This is a genomic window from Sulfurimonas sp. CVO, from assembly GCF_009883775.1.
GTDB lineage: Bacteria > Campylobacterota > Campylobacteria > Campylobacterales > Sulfurimonadaceae > Sulfurimonas > Sulfurimonas xiamenensis.
In genome coordinates this window covers 192,887-205,537 of the sequence record NZ_CP033720.1, presented here as the reverse complement: position 1 = coordinate 205,537, position 12,651 = coordinate 192,887, and the positions used below count along the sequence as shown (strand labels likewise).

Annotated in this window: 14 protein-coding genes; 5 read left to right on the top strand and 9 right to left on the bottom strand. The window is 34.9% G+C overall.

Going from position 1 to position 12,651, the window contains the following annotated elements; genetic code table 11:
* Positions 1-5 precede the first annotated feature (5 nt).
* Complete coding sequence (locus CVO_RS01060) at positions 6-944, top strand: DUF234 domain-containing protein (protein ID WP_159569512.1); 939 nt, start codon at positions 6-8, stop codon at positions 942-944.
* A gap of 55 nt (positions 945-999) precedes the next feature.
* On the opposite strand, the gene CVO_RS01055 is transcribed toward CVO_RS01060, so the two are convergent.
* From CVO_RS01055 to CVO_RS01045, 3 genes are read right to left on the bottom strand one after another with little or no spacing between them, the layout of a single operon-like run.
* Positions 1,000-1,473: a DUF2780 domain-containing protein gene (locus CVO_RS01055; RefSeq protein WP_159569510.1), complete on the bottom strand. Its 474-nt coding sequence runs from the start codon at positions 1,471-1,473 to the stop codon at positions 1,000-1,002.
* A 41-nt stretch (positions 1,474-1,514) separates the two neighbouring features.
* The gene (aguB, locus tag CVO_RS01050; protein ID WP_159569508.1) at positions 1,515-2,360 is read right to left on the bottom strand and encodes an N-carbamoylputrescine amidase; all 846 of its coding nucleotides are present in this window, start codon (positions 2,358-2,360) and stop codon (positions 1,515-1,517) included.
* Between the two features lie 11 nt (positions 2,361-2,371).
* Positions 2,372-3,448 (bottom strand): CNNM domain-containing protein, encoded by a 1,077-nt coding sequence (locus CVO_RS01045; protein ID WP_152300013.1) that lies wholly within the window; start codon positions 3,446-3,448, stop codon positions 2,372-2,374.
* A 209-nt stretch (positions 3,449-3,657) separates the two neighbouring features.
* On the opposite strand from CVO_RS01045, the gene CVO_RS01040 reads away from it, so the two are divergent.
* The 3 genes from CVO_RS01040 to CVO_RS01030 are packed head-to-tail and all read left to right on the top strand — an operon-like array spanning position 3,658 to position 5,601.
* A complete protein-coding gene (locus CVO_RS01040; RefSeq protein ID WP_152300014.1) occupies positions 3,658-4,059 on the top strand; it encodes a TOBE domain-containing protein in 402 nt (133 codons plus the stop codon).
* The gene (gene modB / locus CVO_RS01035; protein ID WP_159569506.1) at positions 4,052-4,747 is read left to right on the top strand and encodes a molybdate ABC transporter permease subunit; all 696 of its coding nucleotides are present in this window, start codon (positions 4,052-4,054) and stop codon (positions 4,745-4,747) included. The genes CVO_RS01040 and modB overlap by 8 nt, the downstream gene beginning before the upstream one ends.
* The gene (locus tag CVO_RS01030; RefSeq protein WP_152300016.1) at positions 4,744-5,601 is read left to right on the top strand and encodes an ABC transporter ATP-binding protein; all 858 of its coding nucleotides are present in this window, start codon (positions 4,744-4,746) and stop codon (positions 5,599-5,601) included. Before modB ends, CVO_RS01030 begins: the two co-directional genes overlap by 4 nt.
* A gap of 6 nt (positions 5,602-5,607) precedes the next feature.
* Here CVO_RS01030 and CVO_RS01025 read toward each other — a convergent pair whose 3' ends face one another.
* Genes CVO_RS01025 through CVO_RS01000 form a run of 6 tightly spaced genes read right to left on the bottom strand, consistent with a single transcriptional unit; the run spans position 5,608 to position 11,740 of the window.
* On the bottom strand, positions 5,608-5,922 hold the full coding sequence (locus CVO_RS01025) for a cupin domain-containing protein (protein WP_152300017.1): 315 nt from the start codon (positions 5,920-5,922) through the stop codon (positions 5,608-5,610).
* On the bottom strand, positions 5,915-6,706 hold the full coding sequence (gene amrB / locus CVO_RS01020; protein WP_159569504.1) for an AmmeMemoRadiSam system protein B: 792 nt from the start codon (positions 6,704-6,706) through the stop codon (positions 5,915-5,917). The genes CVO_RS01025 and amrB overlap by 8 nt, the downstream gene beginning before the upstream one ends.
* 24 nt (positions 6,707-6,730) lie before the next feature.
* Positions 6,731-7,303, bottom strand: a complete 573-nt coding sequence (gene amrA, locus CVO_RS01015; RefSeq protein ID WP_159569502.1) for an AmmeMemoRadiSam system protein A — start codon at positions 7,301-7,303, stop codon at positions 6,731-6,733.
* 55 nt (positions 7,304-7,358) lie between these two features.
* Positions 7,359-8,567, bottom strand: coding sequence for a cation:proton antiporter (locus CVO_RS01010; protein ID WP_159569500.1), 1,209 nt, complete (start codon positions 8,565-8,567; stop codon positions 7,359-7,361).
* 6 nt (positions 8,568-8,573) lie between these two features.
* A complete protein-coding gene (locus CVO_RS01005) occupies positions 8,574-9,443 on the bottom strand; it encodes a TIGR01777 family oxidoreductase (RefSeq protein WP_159569498.1) in 870 nt (289 codons plus the stop codon).
* Positions 9,444-9,502: 59 nt separating this feature from the next.
* On the bottom strand, positions 9,503-11,740 hold the full coding sequence (locus CVO_RS01000; RefSeq protein WP_159569496.1) for an AAA family ATPase: 2,238 nt from the start codon (positions 11,738-11,740) through the stop codon (positions 9,503-9,505).
* A gap of 199 nt (positions 11,741-11,939) precedes the next feature.
* On the opposite strand from CVO_RS01000, the gene CVO_RS00995 reads away from it, so the two are divergent.
* Positions 11,940-12,647 (top strand): SDR family NAD(P)-dependent oxidoreductase, encoded by a 708-nt coding sequence (locus CVO_RS00995; RefSeq protein WP_159569494.1) that lies wholly within the window; start codon positions 11,940-11,942, stop codon positions 12,645-12,647.
* The last annotated feature ends 4 nt before the right edge of the window (positions 12,648-12,651 follow it).

The following is a 12,651-nucleotide window of genomic DNA, read 5'->3' as shown; positions in this document are numbered from 1 at the left end:
AATCGATGATAAAAAATAGACTCTTAGAACAATTTCGTTCATTTTACTCAAGAAACACACCTGATGATATGGAGACGCTAATTGAATATTTTTCAATATTCGGCGGACTCGGATGGGAAATAGATACAACTAAAGATATAGATTTTTTAATAGAAGAGTTGATTCTAAATAATTTTGTGCTGCTTAGAAAAAAAGTAGAAGATTTGACATTAGCAGACAAGGGGTGTCTTCGTCTGCTCAAAGCCTTGGCTGTGGGTGATAGAAAAATATTTTCTGCGTTTAACAGAGCAGGACTTAACAATGCAAACGGTGGGAGTGCGCTTAACTTTTTAGAGCAAAAAGGGTTGATTAAAATAGAGTTCTCAAGAGAAGAACCTGCCCGCTCTTTAAATCCAAAAGGCAAATTAAAAAGAGAAGTGGCAAGATACAGAATCTCTCACAAAGTTCTCTTTACTCACCCGTTTATAAGATTTTGGTTCTATTTTATCGCACCGCATGCAAGAGAGATCGAAGCGAGCAGATATGAGACTTTTTTTAAAGATTTTCACAAAAGAAGACACAGCTATACCAGTCTGGTTTTTGAAGAGCTGTCTGAAGTTTTGCTCAATTACAACCTAAGAGATTCTCAGATTTTAAGTTCAGGAAGTTACTGGGATGCAAATGTTGAGATAGATATTCTTACCATAACAAAAGATGAAAAAGTTTATGTAGCAGAGTGCAAATGGTCAAATCACAAAGTCAATAAAAGCGAGTGGCATAAGCTTTTAGACAAGTGTAAAAAACTTGGCATTGAGCCGACTCAAGCTGTTCTTTTCTCTAAAAGAGGCTTCTCAAAAGAGCTTCTAAGCCATCAAGGAAGAGAACTCTCCCTCTACAGCGCAAATGATTTTGAAGTGCTTATAAAAAGTGCAAAAAAAGAAGAAATAGTAAATAATTTTTTCTAACTTAATCTTTTAGCACTGACTCTATCAAATTAGTTTTAAGTTAAACGAGGTATATTTAAAAAGACAATGCGCTTAAAAGTGCGCTTGCTATCTCTGGCGATACATAACCTTTTGCATAATCAAGTATAATCGGTGCAAACTGTTTTATCATGGAACTATCCATTCCAAGTGCTTCAAATTGACTTTGTGGCGTACTGCTTCCTAAAAGTGAAGTTGCTGCACTGCTATTTAGTATATCACCAAAACCAGGAGTTTGTTCTGTAAGCTGTGAAAATTGATTTGAATCCATTTTACTTTTTGCACTGTTTAAAAGAACAGCACTCCCGCCTATTGCTTGAGTCGAAGTAACTCCAAGTGATGAGCTAAGAGAGTTTATAAGAGTATTGTTTTGCAGTGTTGATGTAGTTTCCGGCGCTACGCTTTGTGCAACTGCCGGAGCAGCAGACTTTAACATTGAACCCATATCAAACGCAAATGATTGTGTTATAAGAACTCCTAAAACTAAAACTACTATATTTATTTTTTTCATCTTTTCCTCTTTTTCAATAATTTATTAATTATAACAAATTGCTAATGACAAATAACATCATAAGCATTTGGCTGTCTGTCTCTTATAAGTCCCCAATAATAACGCTGCTTTTGGTTCTCTTCTATATCAAATTCAGCATATATTATCTCTTCTTTATCTCTTGAAGCTTCAGCGATTTTTGCACCTGTGTAATCGGTTATAAATGATGAACCGTAAAAGGTTAAGCTGCAACTCTCGCCTGCTTCTTCGCCGATTCTATTTGCAACAACCACAGGAACGGTGTTTGTCGCGGCATGTCCCATCTGAACTCTTTGCCAATGCTCTTTTGAATCAAGTCCGATTTCAGGTTCGCTTCCAATAGCCGTCGGATAAAAAATTATCTCCGCTCCCATAAGTGTTAAAGCTCTTGCCGTTTCACAAAACCACTGGTCCCAGCAGATGCCGACACCTATTTTTGCGTACTTTGTATCATAAACTTTAAAACCTGTATTACCAGGTTTGAAGTAAAACTTCTCCTCATATCCAGGACCGTCTGGAATGTGTGTTTTGCGGTAGTTGTCCATAACCCTGCCATCTGCATCCGCAACAACCAAAGAGTTAAAATAACCCTCATCGCTCTTTTCAAAATAGCTAATCAAAATAACTGCTTGGAGCTCTTTTGCCAAAGCAGAAAAGCGCTCTATAAGCTTATTTTCTTCTCTTGGCGCTGCCCATGAGAAGTACTTCTCATCCATATCTTTACAAAAGTACAAACCCTCAAAAAGCTCAGGAAGAAGTATAATCTGCGCACCATTTGCGGCAGCCTCTCTCGTTAATTGTTCAGCTTTATCGACATTTGCAACTTTATCTTCGCTCATTTGCATCTGAATAGCGCTAACTTTAACCATCTTTATCCTCGTTAAGTATTTTTAGCTTTTTCTATTTTTTTTCTTTCAAACTTCATTCTATCTTGAAACTGTTTGCTTCTATCCTTTGCAAAAAGCTGCATATCTTCAATCTCATCCATCTCATCTACAATCTCAACACCCAAAAGCGTCTCAATAGCATCTTCAAGAGTAACTACACCGACTGTCTGCCCATAACTGTCATAAACTATAAAAAGATGAGTTTTACGCTTTACAAACTGATCAATTAAGTTTGGAACAGGAATATTTTCAGAAACCATGTGCACTTCATGAGAAATGCTCTCCAGTGTTATATTATCATTGTCTTCATTGCTCTCTTCAAGAATTCTTTGACTAAAAACAATACCGACAACATCATCAAGCGTTTCTCTAAAAACAGGAATACGAGAGTGAATATACATACGATCCTCTTCTACTGCTTCTTCAATAGTTGTTGATGCAGAAAGAGCGAAAACAACGCTTCTAGGCGTCATAATATCTTTTGCTTTGATATTTTTAAGTTTCAAAAGATTTTCTATCAAATCACTCTCTTTGCTAAGGATTGCCCCTTCTCTCTCACCCATAGCAACAACAGCCATAATTTCATCACGCGAAAAATTGCTTTGATGCTTTTTATTTCTTGAAATATAGCTAGTCAAGAATGATGAAAACCATGTAAAAGGCGCGCTGATAGTCATCATAAACGAGATGATGTATGCAGAGGGAACTAAAAGTTTTTTCCAGTAAAGTGCGCCTATGGTTTTTGGGATAATCTCCGATAAGTACAAGATAAGAAGCGTTATAACAAAAGCTACAAGCGCCTGCCACTCCTCTCCAAAGAGAATCTGAGCTTGAGCACCGACACCTGCGGCACCCATTGTGTGAGCAAAAGTATTAACTGTCAAAATTGATGAAATTGGTTTATCAATATTTGATTTTAAGCCTTTTAGCTTATTGACTAGGCTGTCATTATAGTTTTTTGATAAACTTTCTATATATGAGTTTGTGCTTGAGAGTAAAACTGCTTCTAAGATTGAACACAAAAATGATACTAAAATGGCAAGAGAGAGATAAACAATGAGAAGAGTCATAGAACTGCTCCTATGCAAACATGGGTGAAACTACGCGAGGCCGGGTCGCTTTGGGTCATTTAAAATTTCCTTTGATTTTTTATAGACATTATAACACATTTAAGTTATTTCTTGATTTCAAAATCTCAATAAACATATCTTTATCGTTTTGTATTTTAGTTGGTTTTTTATGTTATTATTCAAATAGAATATAAAAAAGATAAAAGATAATGAACACTATAGAAGCCAAAGTTAAAGAGATACAGAGTGTTGAAAATTTAAATATTGTAAAATTTGATTTTCACAAAACAACACTTATTATGATGAGCTTAGAACTTAATAAAGATGTTAAAATTGAATCAAAAATAAAACTTTCTACAAAATCAACGCATATTGGCATCGCCAAATCTTTTAACGGCGATATAAGCTACTCAAATCAACTTAAAGCGAAAATTATAAATATCGACAGCGGAAAACTGCTAAGCAGTGTAACTGTCAAAGTTTATGACAGTTTGCTTGAGTCCATAATCACAAAAGAGTCGTGTCAAAAAATGAATTTACAAGTAGGAGAAACTATAACAGTTTTTATAGAAGCAAATGAGCTTTCTATACTGGAGATTTTAAATGATTGAATCTTTTCAAAATATAGAATTTGAACCATTTTTACTCTCTTTTAAATTAGCCGGCATAACAACAATTATACTTTTTATTTTATCCTTGCCTCTTGCTTGGTACTTATCGCAGACTAAATCAAAAATAAAACCTTTTATTGAAGCTACAACTGCTCTGCCCATTGTTTTACCACCATCAGTTTTAGGTTTTTATATACTTTTCTCACTCTCTCATAACTCTCCGCTTGGAGCTTTTTTTGAAGATACCTTTGGCATAAAACTTGTATTTAACTTTACAGGTCTTGTAATTGCAAGCTGTTTCTACTCTTTGCCTTTTATGGTTCAACCGCTTCAAAGCGGTTTCGAATCTATCAATAAAAATATTCTTGAAGCATCATATATAAGCGGAAAAAATAAATTTGAGACTATTCTAAAAGTAGCTCTTCCAAATATGAAACCTTCGCTTATAACAGCTATTATTGTGACTTTTGCCCATACGGTTGGAGAATTTGGAGTTGTGCTAATGGTTGGGGGAAGCATATCAGGAGAGACAAAAGTAGCATCTGTAGCAATATATGAAATGGTTGAGATTATGGACTACACATCTGCTCATATCTATAGTGCCATTATGTTGATAATAAGCTTTTTTGTACTTCTTGGAGTCTATGCTTTTAACCGAAAACAAAAATTTTCCGGATTTATAAAATGATAAATATAGATATAAACAAAAGACTTCACGGCATCCAAACAAATATGCTCCTAGAGATAAAACTCGACATAAAAACCGGTGATTTTGTGGCGCTTGCAGGACAAAGCGGAAGCGGAAAAACAACACTTTTAAGAATACTTGCCGGATTAGAAGATGCTAACGGCGAATTAAAAATAGGTAATGATTTTTGGCTAAAAGATAAATTTGCTCTCAGCGCACAAAAAAGAGGAATCGGTTTTGTTTTTCAGGATTATGCACTTTTTGCAAATATGAGCGTTATTGAAAACCTTCTTTTTGTATCCAAAAACAGAGAGTTAGCCCAGCATCTTTTAGAGATAACAGAACTTAGCAAACTAAAAGATAGATATCCAAACACCTTAAGCGGCGGACAGAAACAAAGAGTTGCTCTTTGCCGTGCTTTGATGAACAGGCCAAAACTGCTTTTAATGGATGAACCGCTCTCCGCGCTTGATCCTTATATGAGAACGAAACTTCAAAATGAGATTCTTTCACTCCATCATGAATTTAAAACAACCACCATTATGGTAAGTCATGACCCAAGCGAAATATATAAACTCGCTTCGCGTGTTGTAGTTTTGCAAAATGGAAAAATCATAAATGATGGAACACCAAAAGATGTTTTACTGCGAACTCACGGAAGTCAAAAATTCTCTTTTGAGGGAGAAATACTCGACATAATAAAGGTTGATGTTATTTTTATAGCTGTTATCGCGATAGCAAATCAACTTGTTGAAGTGGTGGTAAGTCAAGATGAAGCTAAAAACCTAAAAGTTGGAAATATCGTCAACATTGGCACAAAGGCATTTAGCCCTACAATTACATCAATAAAGTAATTTTTTTTAGTAATGAACTGCAAGCCAAATAGTGTCTTCATCTGGCTTTGTCCATGAGACTCTATGTTTTTTATGCGCAGGTATATTGATAAAATCTCCAGCAAAAAGTTTAACGCTTGCTTCATCTTCAAATGATATAACAGCTTCCCCCTGAAGCAGAATAACCCACTCATCATTGGTTTGATTATACCACTCAAATTGACTGCTTTTATGTCCATGTGAAATAATTCTTTCTATTTTAATCCCATTTTTTGAGATAAGCTCTTCAAAAAATTCATTTTCTGATGGTTTAGGAATATTTTTAAATATATTTTTACTCATAAAAACATGCGCTCACATATCCGACGACACTCTCTGTATCTCCACTGGCATCTGCACTAGTTCTATAATCAAGCAAAAGAGAGTTTAGTCCAAGTCTTTTAACGCTCAGCAATAAAGCCTCTACACCCAATATACCACATGCTTCACAACCTTTTTGAAGTTTTTTTATTTCAATATTTTCAATTGCTTCAAGACAAATATTGTCCAATCTTACAGCATTACTAAGGGTATGAAAATGACTTAAATCAGTGCTTATTATAACTCCGCAATCCTCTTCTTTTAAAACAAAATCTATGATTTTAGATAAACTCTCAGCATCTGCATATGAATAAACCAACTCTATTATCTCTGCATCTTCAATATAGTGTTTTATAAAAGGGAATTGGACTTCCGTGCTGTGTTCCATGTGTGCCTGAGAAGTGCATGAAAGAGAAAACTGCTCTTTTATTTTCTGCAGCAAAAAATTTGAACTCCCTATATCTCCAAAAGGTGTTTCATAAGAGCTGAAACCACATAAAGAGACTCCCTCAAATGCCATTTTATGAGATGGTCCCATTACAACAAGCTTTTTTATTTTACTTTTTTGCAAAATTCTATACGCTATATTTGCAGTATATCCAGAATAAATATACCCTGCATGCGGAACTATCAAAGCTTTTATTTTTTTAACAGCCGGTAAAGTTTTTTCTTCATCATAAACTGCACTAAAATGTTCAAAATATCTCTCTATTTCAACAGCTCTTGCCGGATAAAAAGAGCCCTCTACACTCATTTTTCGTTTCATTTTAAACTCCCTCGATTTTCACTGTTAAAGCGATAAAATATCATCAAATTTTTTCTCTATGGCATCAACATGATATCTATATATAGTTGGATGCTCTTGATACACCAATGGAGTCAGGCCTGCTTTTATGCTTAAATGCTCTAAAAACTCTTTTGGAGATTTTATCTGCTCCCAAACCTGAGGCAAAAAAGTTCCTTGGTGACCATTGTGATTTAAAATAAGTCCGTCTATATCAGGACTCACTTTTGTAAGCAGATCATCAAAATCATCATACTCTAAAATTTCAGGTTTGCTGAGAACTGAAACCTCCAAGGATATATTTGGAAATTCCCTTTCATTAAGAGGATGAAATCTTGGATCATGAAATGCTGCAGAAACTGCATTTTGAACAAGATCATCATAAAGTGAACGATGCGCAATTATTGAACCTATACACCCGCGAAGATGATGACTATGTTCTATTGTTACAAATGTCGCCCCCTCCTTTTTTAAAAACGGGTAGTCTCTAAAAAGAGACTCTTTATCAAGTGTATAAGAGTTATTAAATTCGTGGAGGATTGCAGTTTTGGCGATTTGCAGTAATATAGAGTCTAGCATCTTAACTCCCTTTTTAGCCTTTTAATTATTTTACAATTATAAACTTTATAAATAACTAAATTACATTTTTATACATTTCTCCGCTTTTTTTGAGTGCAAACTTTGTCATAAACGGACCGACAATTTCATGGATAAGTGTCGCCGCAATAACAATATTTAAAAGCGTGGGGGCTAATGACTCAAACCCACTTTGATTTTGCAATGAGAGTACTAAACCTATAGCTATTCCTGCTTGCGGCATAAGAGCCAATCCCAAATATTTTTTTATTTCTTGGCTGCTTTTAGAAACAAGAGCTCCAACATAACTTCCCCCGACTTTTCCAAAAAATCTTAATAAAACATATGCTCCTATAGCCAAAGGGAGAGAGAAAAGTGCTTCTAATTTTAGATGCATGGCAGAGATAATAAAAAAAAGCATAAAAATAATCTCAGCCAAATGGTTGTCAATCTCCTCTTCGACTATATCAAAATCTTTGGAAATATTTGTCATTACTATTCCCATAACCATAGCGCTTAAAAGCGGCTCCAGCCCCCAAAATTCGCTAAGACTGTAAACAATAAATATCAATCCTAATGTAGAGATGGTCTCCATCCCTTTACGATGCGCAAAAAGTTTTTCAAAACTTTTATTTATAAAAGCAGCTACTACTCCTAAAAAAGCACTAAAAGTTATAAGAAAAAGTGCATTGGCAATATTTTCCCAACCATAAACATCACTTCCTATAAGCGTAAGACTTACAGTAAGTGCTAAAGAGAATATAATCAAAGAGATGGCATCATCCGCAGCTACAACGGCAAGAAGCGTTGAAGTAAAAATGCCTTTAGCACGAAATTCATGTACAACTGCAAGAGGCGTAGCAGGAGCTGTTGCAGTTGCAATGCCTCCTAAAATTAAAGCTGTTACTATCGTTTGAGTAATGGAAAAACCAAAAAAATCACCTATAAAAATAAAGCCTAAGGTTACAACAACAAATGTAGTCATAGATTGAAAAAGAGTTATAGAAACAATCTCTTTTGCATGTCCGTTAAGATTTGATATTTTAAGCGTTGCACCCGCTAAAACAGCAATAATAGAAAGTGCCAAATTTGTAATAATATGAGAATTTTCCACAAAATAATAAGGTATAATTCCCAAAATTTCAGGACCGACAACTAAACCGGCTATCAAATAACCTACTACTTTTGGAACATACAATGTTGAACTAAAGCGCTCAACAAGAGCGCCAAGTACAAAAAGAAAACCTATATATAGAAGTGTTTCCATAAATTATTATACAATGCTCTTAAGCGCATCTTCAAATTTTTCATAATGAAACTTAAACCCATGTTCAAGCAATTTTGTAGGGTAAGCTTCTTTTGAATCAAGAACAACATGCGCACCCTCTCCAAAAATCAATTTAACTAAAAAAGCAGGAACACAAAAGAATGAAGGGCGATTTAAAACTTTGCCTAAAATTTTTGTCTGCTCATTGTTTGAGAGAGGATAAGGCGTTGTAAAATTCAAAGAACCTCTTATCTCAGGTGTTTTCATAATAAACTCAATAGCTCTTAGCAAATCATCGATATGTATCCATGAAACCATCTGCTCTCCGCTTCCTAATCTTCCCCCTACTCCCATCTTAAAAGGTGGCAGCATTTTTTGCATTGCTCCGCCCTCTTTGGCATAAATAACTCCAAATCGCATAATAGCCACTCTTACACCAAAATCTTCAGCTCTTAAAGCTTCAGCTTCCCAATCTTGGCAAAGCAAAGATAAAAAATCATCTGCAAAATTTTTAGAGTTATCATCGTGAGAAATATTTGATGTATATATTCCAACTGCCGAAGCGCTTAAAAAAAGTTTCGGCTTCTCTTTACAAATCTCCATGGCATCAACAAGTTTTTTCGTAGTATCAATTCGGCTGCTATAGAGCTTTTTTTTATAATTATCACTCCATCTTGCAAGAATGGTTGTTCCGCTTAAGTTGATAATAATATCACTACTCTCCAACTGCTGTGCTATACTCTCCACACTTGTATTTTCTCGTACTTTTAAGCCAATCAATTCATTATGGTTTGCATTAAACAACTCTTCCAATTTTGAGCCGACTAAACCGCTTTTACCGCATATAACAATTTTCAGCTTATTACCTATCGACATTCAAAACTCCTCAAAACAGATATAGTTTTGATTATAAGTTTATGTTTATAAAAAAGTGCTTATAGTTCTAAAAAGACAGTATCTCTTCTTGTCACTTCAAACTTTTTACATGCACTCTCAAAAGCCATGCTTTCACCTATTAAAATACATTTATGCTTTGCCCTTGTAATAGCGGTGTAAAGTAGTTTTGTATTATGCATAATATAGTGGGAAAATGTCATGGGAATCACAACGATATCATACTCCATGCCTTGAACTTTGTGAATAGTTAAAGCATAAGAGAGCATTAGATATGATTTTAACTCTTCATGCTCATATACAACCACCACATCTTCATTCGGATAAAAAACGAACGCTTGTTCATCTTCCTCATCTATCCTAAAAAGAAGTCCGCTCATGCCGTTATAGATACGCCTTTGAGCGGAATCTTCACCGTTTTTAAACTCTTCACTGCTCCATGATGTCATATTTTCATTTTTAATATGGACTACTTTATCCATAAGTCTAAGTTCTAAAGCGCCTTTTTTTACACACTTTTTTGGATTTGGATTAAAGTACTCCTGCAAAATTTTGTTAAGATTATTTACACCCAGTGTTCCGCCCTTCATGGGAGTTATTACTTGAAAATAGTTTAAATACTCTTTTATCTGTTTGTTGTTAAGTCTATATCTTGCTTTCTCAATAGAATCTATAACTTTATGAACAATTTCTGCAATAATTTGTGCCGAGTTATTTTCCCTTATCTCTTGGAGTTCATTTTGTGAGAGCTGATTTTTAAGCGCATAATAGTTGCTGATGCTTACATCTATAAATTCAAAATCTTCATACCTCTTTTTATACTCCGGCACTATACCTTTTCGTATATCATTTGCTATAAGCGTAATTGCCTGCTCTTCACTCTGTCTATATATTTTTGTAAGCTTTACAATAGGTGCGAGCTCGAGAGTTAAAACATCACTCAAAATATTTCCCGCACCAATGGGAGGGAGCTGCGCATCATCTCCTACAATTATAATGATTGCATTTTTATTGATTTTTGAGACAAGTCTTGCAAAAAGAGAAGAGTTTATCATAGAAGCTTCATCTATCAATACTACTGAGTATGGAAAATTATCTCTCTCTTCAAACTTCATCAACAACGATTGGATGGTTGCACTTTCATAACCGGTTGTATCAGCAATGCGCTGCGATGCTATACCGCTAAGAGCACATGTTATTATCTCTTTTGAATCATATTTTGTATTTAACAGATCAAGGATTGTTTTAGAAGTCGTACTCTTTCCAGTTCCCGCATATCCGACCAAAAAAAGCAATGAAGCACCCTCGTTTATCTTTTGCACAGCCTCTCTTTGCTGTTCGCCGAGCTCAAGCTCATGCTCTTTTAAAAACATATCCAAATCTTTTACAAATCCGCCGCTGTCCTGATTTGTTCTTCTTTTAAACTCATCATATAAAAACTTCTCCGCATCATAAAGACGCGCTGGAGACACTCTATCATTTTTCATCAAAACAATACTTCCCTCGCTCACTCTTTCAATAAGAGTGGCTTCATAAAGATAGTTTTTGTCGCTAAAAGTAAGAAGTTCATTAAGCTCGCCAAAAAGTATCTCTTTTGAAACACATGAGTTGCCCTGCTGCTCACAATAATTTAAAAGCACATAATCCATAGCCGAGCTTATACGGTTTTCATCATCTTTTTTCACACCCATCTTTAGAGCCAGCTCATCTGCTCTTTTAAAGCCGATTTGATTTATAGAAGTAAGAATATATGGATTGTTTTTTATTTTTGCACATGGTTCATCAACATCTCTCATAGATGTTGCAATAGTGGTCAAAAGCGTAGAGGAGACATCATATGGAGCTAAAAACTCCCCTATTTTTCGCATAGAACGAAACTTTTTCCATGATGTTTGAATTTTTTTAAGCCGCTTCTCTTTTATACCATTAAATTCTAATAATTTTTCTATATCGTTATCTAAAATATCAACCAGTTTTTCCGGACCAAAATGCTCAATCAATTCAGCAGAGAGCTTTTTTGTAAAACCTTTTACAATTTTATTTAAAAAGAAAAAAAGCTCATTTTGATTTACTTTTATATATTCAAACTTAAAGGTTTTACCATACTTTTTATGCTCATGCCAAACACCTCTTAATGTTACGGCAGAACCTTTTATATGCTTTATATCGCTCTCATAATAAGAACCGCTGATCTTCTCACCTGTTTTTAAAATAGCTATAAAAAAACCATCTTCTTCAAAGAGTATTTTGTCAATCTGACCTATTAGAGTTTCGCTCAATATTTAAACCTATCTATTTTTGTATATAAACTGTGGATATTTTTACGAATATATTATGCCTTTATATAGCTAAAAAGTTAAAGATACACCTCTGTTTTGTATGCTTAATATGATTTTATCGGATTATCTATAATGATCTTAAATATCCAGACATCTTTTTGTGTTACCATCACAATTCATTTATTTAAAGGGAAATACTATGCAAAATAAAACAATTTTAATTACAGGTGCAAACGGCGGACTGGGAAATGCTTTTATAGAGGCTCTTTTGGAACAAAACCCAAAAAAGATCTATGCGGCAGCAAGAGATATAAAGACTCTTGAGCATTTAAAAAACAGAAACAATATTGAACTTTTAGAGCTTGATATCACTGATGCTGCTTCAGTGCAGGCTGCAAAAGAGAGAGCAAATGATATCGATGTACTTATCAACAATGCAGGCGTCAACTCCAACGCAAGAGTTTTTGGCGCTAACTATCATGATCTGGAAGTAAATTACAAAGGTACGGCAAATCTCTGCAAAAGCTACTTTGAGTACGCAAAAGAGCATAAAATGCAGATTATCAATATCTCCTCCATTGCAGCTCTTTGCAATCTCCCGATTATGGCAGAATACTCCATCTCAAAAAGTGCTCTTCACTCCTTTACTCAGGCTTTGCGAGCAGAGCTAAAAGCTTATGGCAGCGAAGTATATGAGGTTTTCCCCGGACCAATTGATACAAGGTTGACAGAAGGCGCCGACATGCCAAAAGCAGACCCGATGGATGTAGCAAAAGAGGTTATAAAAAGTGTTGCCACTCAAGAGCTTGAGATATATCCAGATGGATTTGCAAAGATGATAAAAGAGAGACTATCAACCGACCCAAAAGGCGTAGAAGCTGATTTCGCTATGTCAGTGGCGGGTTAAGGTT

What these genes read in the sequence shown, in the direction of transcription:
- CVO_RS01025 (WP_152300017.1), bottom strand. Translation starts at nt 5,922, where the DNA reads ATGAGTAAAAATATATTTAAAAATATTCCTAAACCATCAGAAAATGAA.
- CVO_RS01045 (WP_152300013.1), bottom strand. Translation starts at nt 3,448, where the DNA reads ATGACTCTTCTCATTGTTTATCTCTCTCTTGCCATTTTAGTATCATTT.
- modB (WP_159569506.1), top strand. Translation starts at nt 4,052, where the DNA reads ATGATTGAATCTTTTCAAAATATAGAATTTGAACCATTTTTACTCTCT.
- amrA (WP_159569502.1), bottom strand. Translation starts at nt 7,303, where the DNA reads ATGCTAGACTCTATATTACTGCAAATCGCCAAAACTGCAATCCTCCAC.
- CVO_RS01005 (WP_159569498.1), bottom strand. Translation starts at nt 9,443, where the DNA reads ATGTCGATAGGTAATAAGCTGAAAATTGTTATATGCGGTAAAAGCGGT.
- CVO_RS01040 (WP_152300014.1), top strand. Translation starts at nt 3,658, where the DNA reads ATGAACACTATAGAAGCCAAAGTTAAAGAGATACAGAGTGTTGAAAAT.
- CVO_RS01010 (WP_159569500.1), bottom strand. Translation starts at nt 8,567, where the DNA reads ATGGAAACACTTCTATATATAGGTTTTCTTTTTGTACTTGGCGCTCTT.
- CVO_RS01030 (WP_152300016.1), top strand. Translation starts at nt 4,744, where the DNA reads ATGATAAATATAGATATAAACAAAAGACTTCACGGCATCCAAACAAAT.
- CVO_RS01060 (WP_159569512.1), top strand. Translation starts at nt 6, where the DNA reads ATGATAAAAAATAGACTCTTAGAACAATTTCGTTCATTTTACTCAAGA.
- amrB (WP_159569504.1), bottom strand. Translation starts at nt 6,706, where the DNA reads ATGAAACGAAAAATGAGTGTAGAGGGCTCTTTTTATCCGGCAAGAGCT.
- CVO_RS01055 (WP_159569510.1), bottom strand. Translation starts at nt 1,473, where the DNA reads ATGAAAAAAATAAATATAGTAGTTTTAGTTTTAGGAGTTCTTATAACA.
- CVO_RS00995 (WP_159569494.1), top strand. Translation starts at nt 11,940, where the DNA reads ATGCAAAATAAAACAATTTTAATTACAGGTGCAAACGGCGGACTGGGA.
- aguB (WP_159569508.1), bottom strand. Translation starts at nt 2,360, where the DNA reads ATGGTTAAAGTTAGCGCTATTCAGATGCAAATGAGCGAAGATAAAGTT.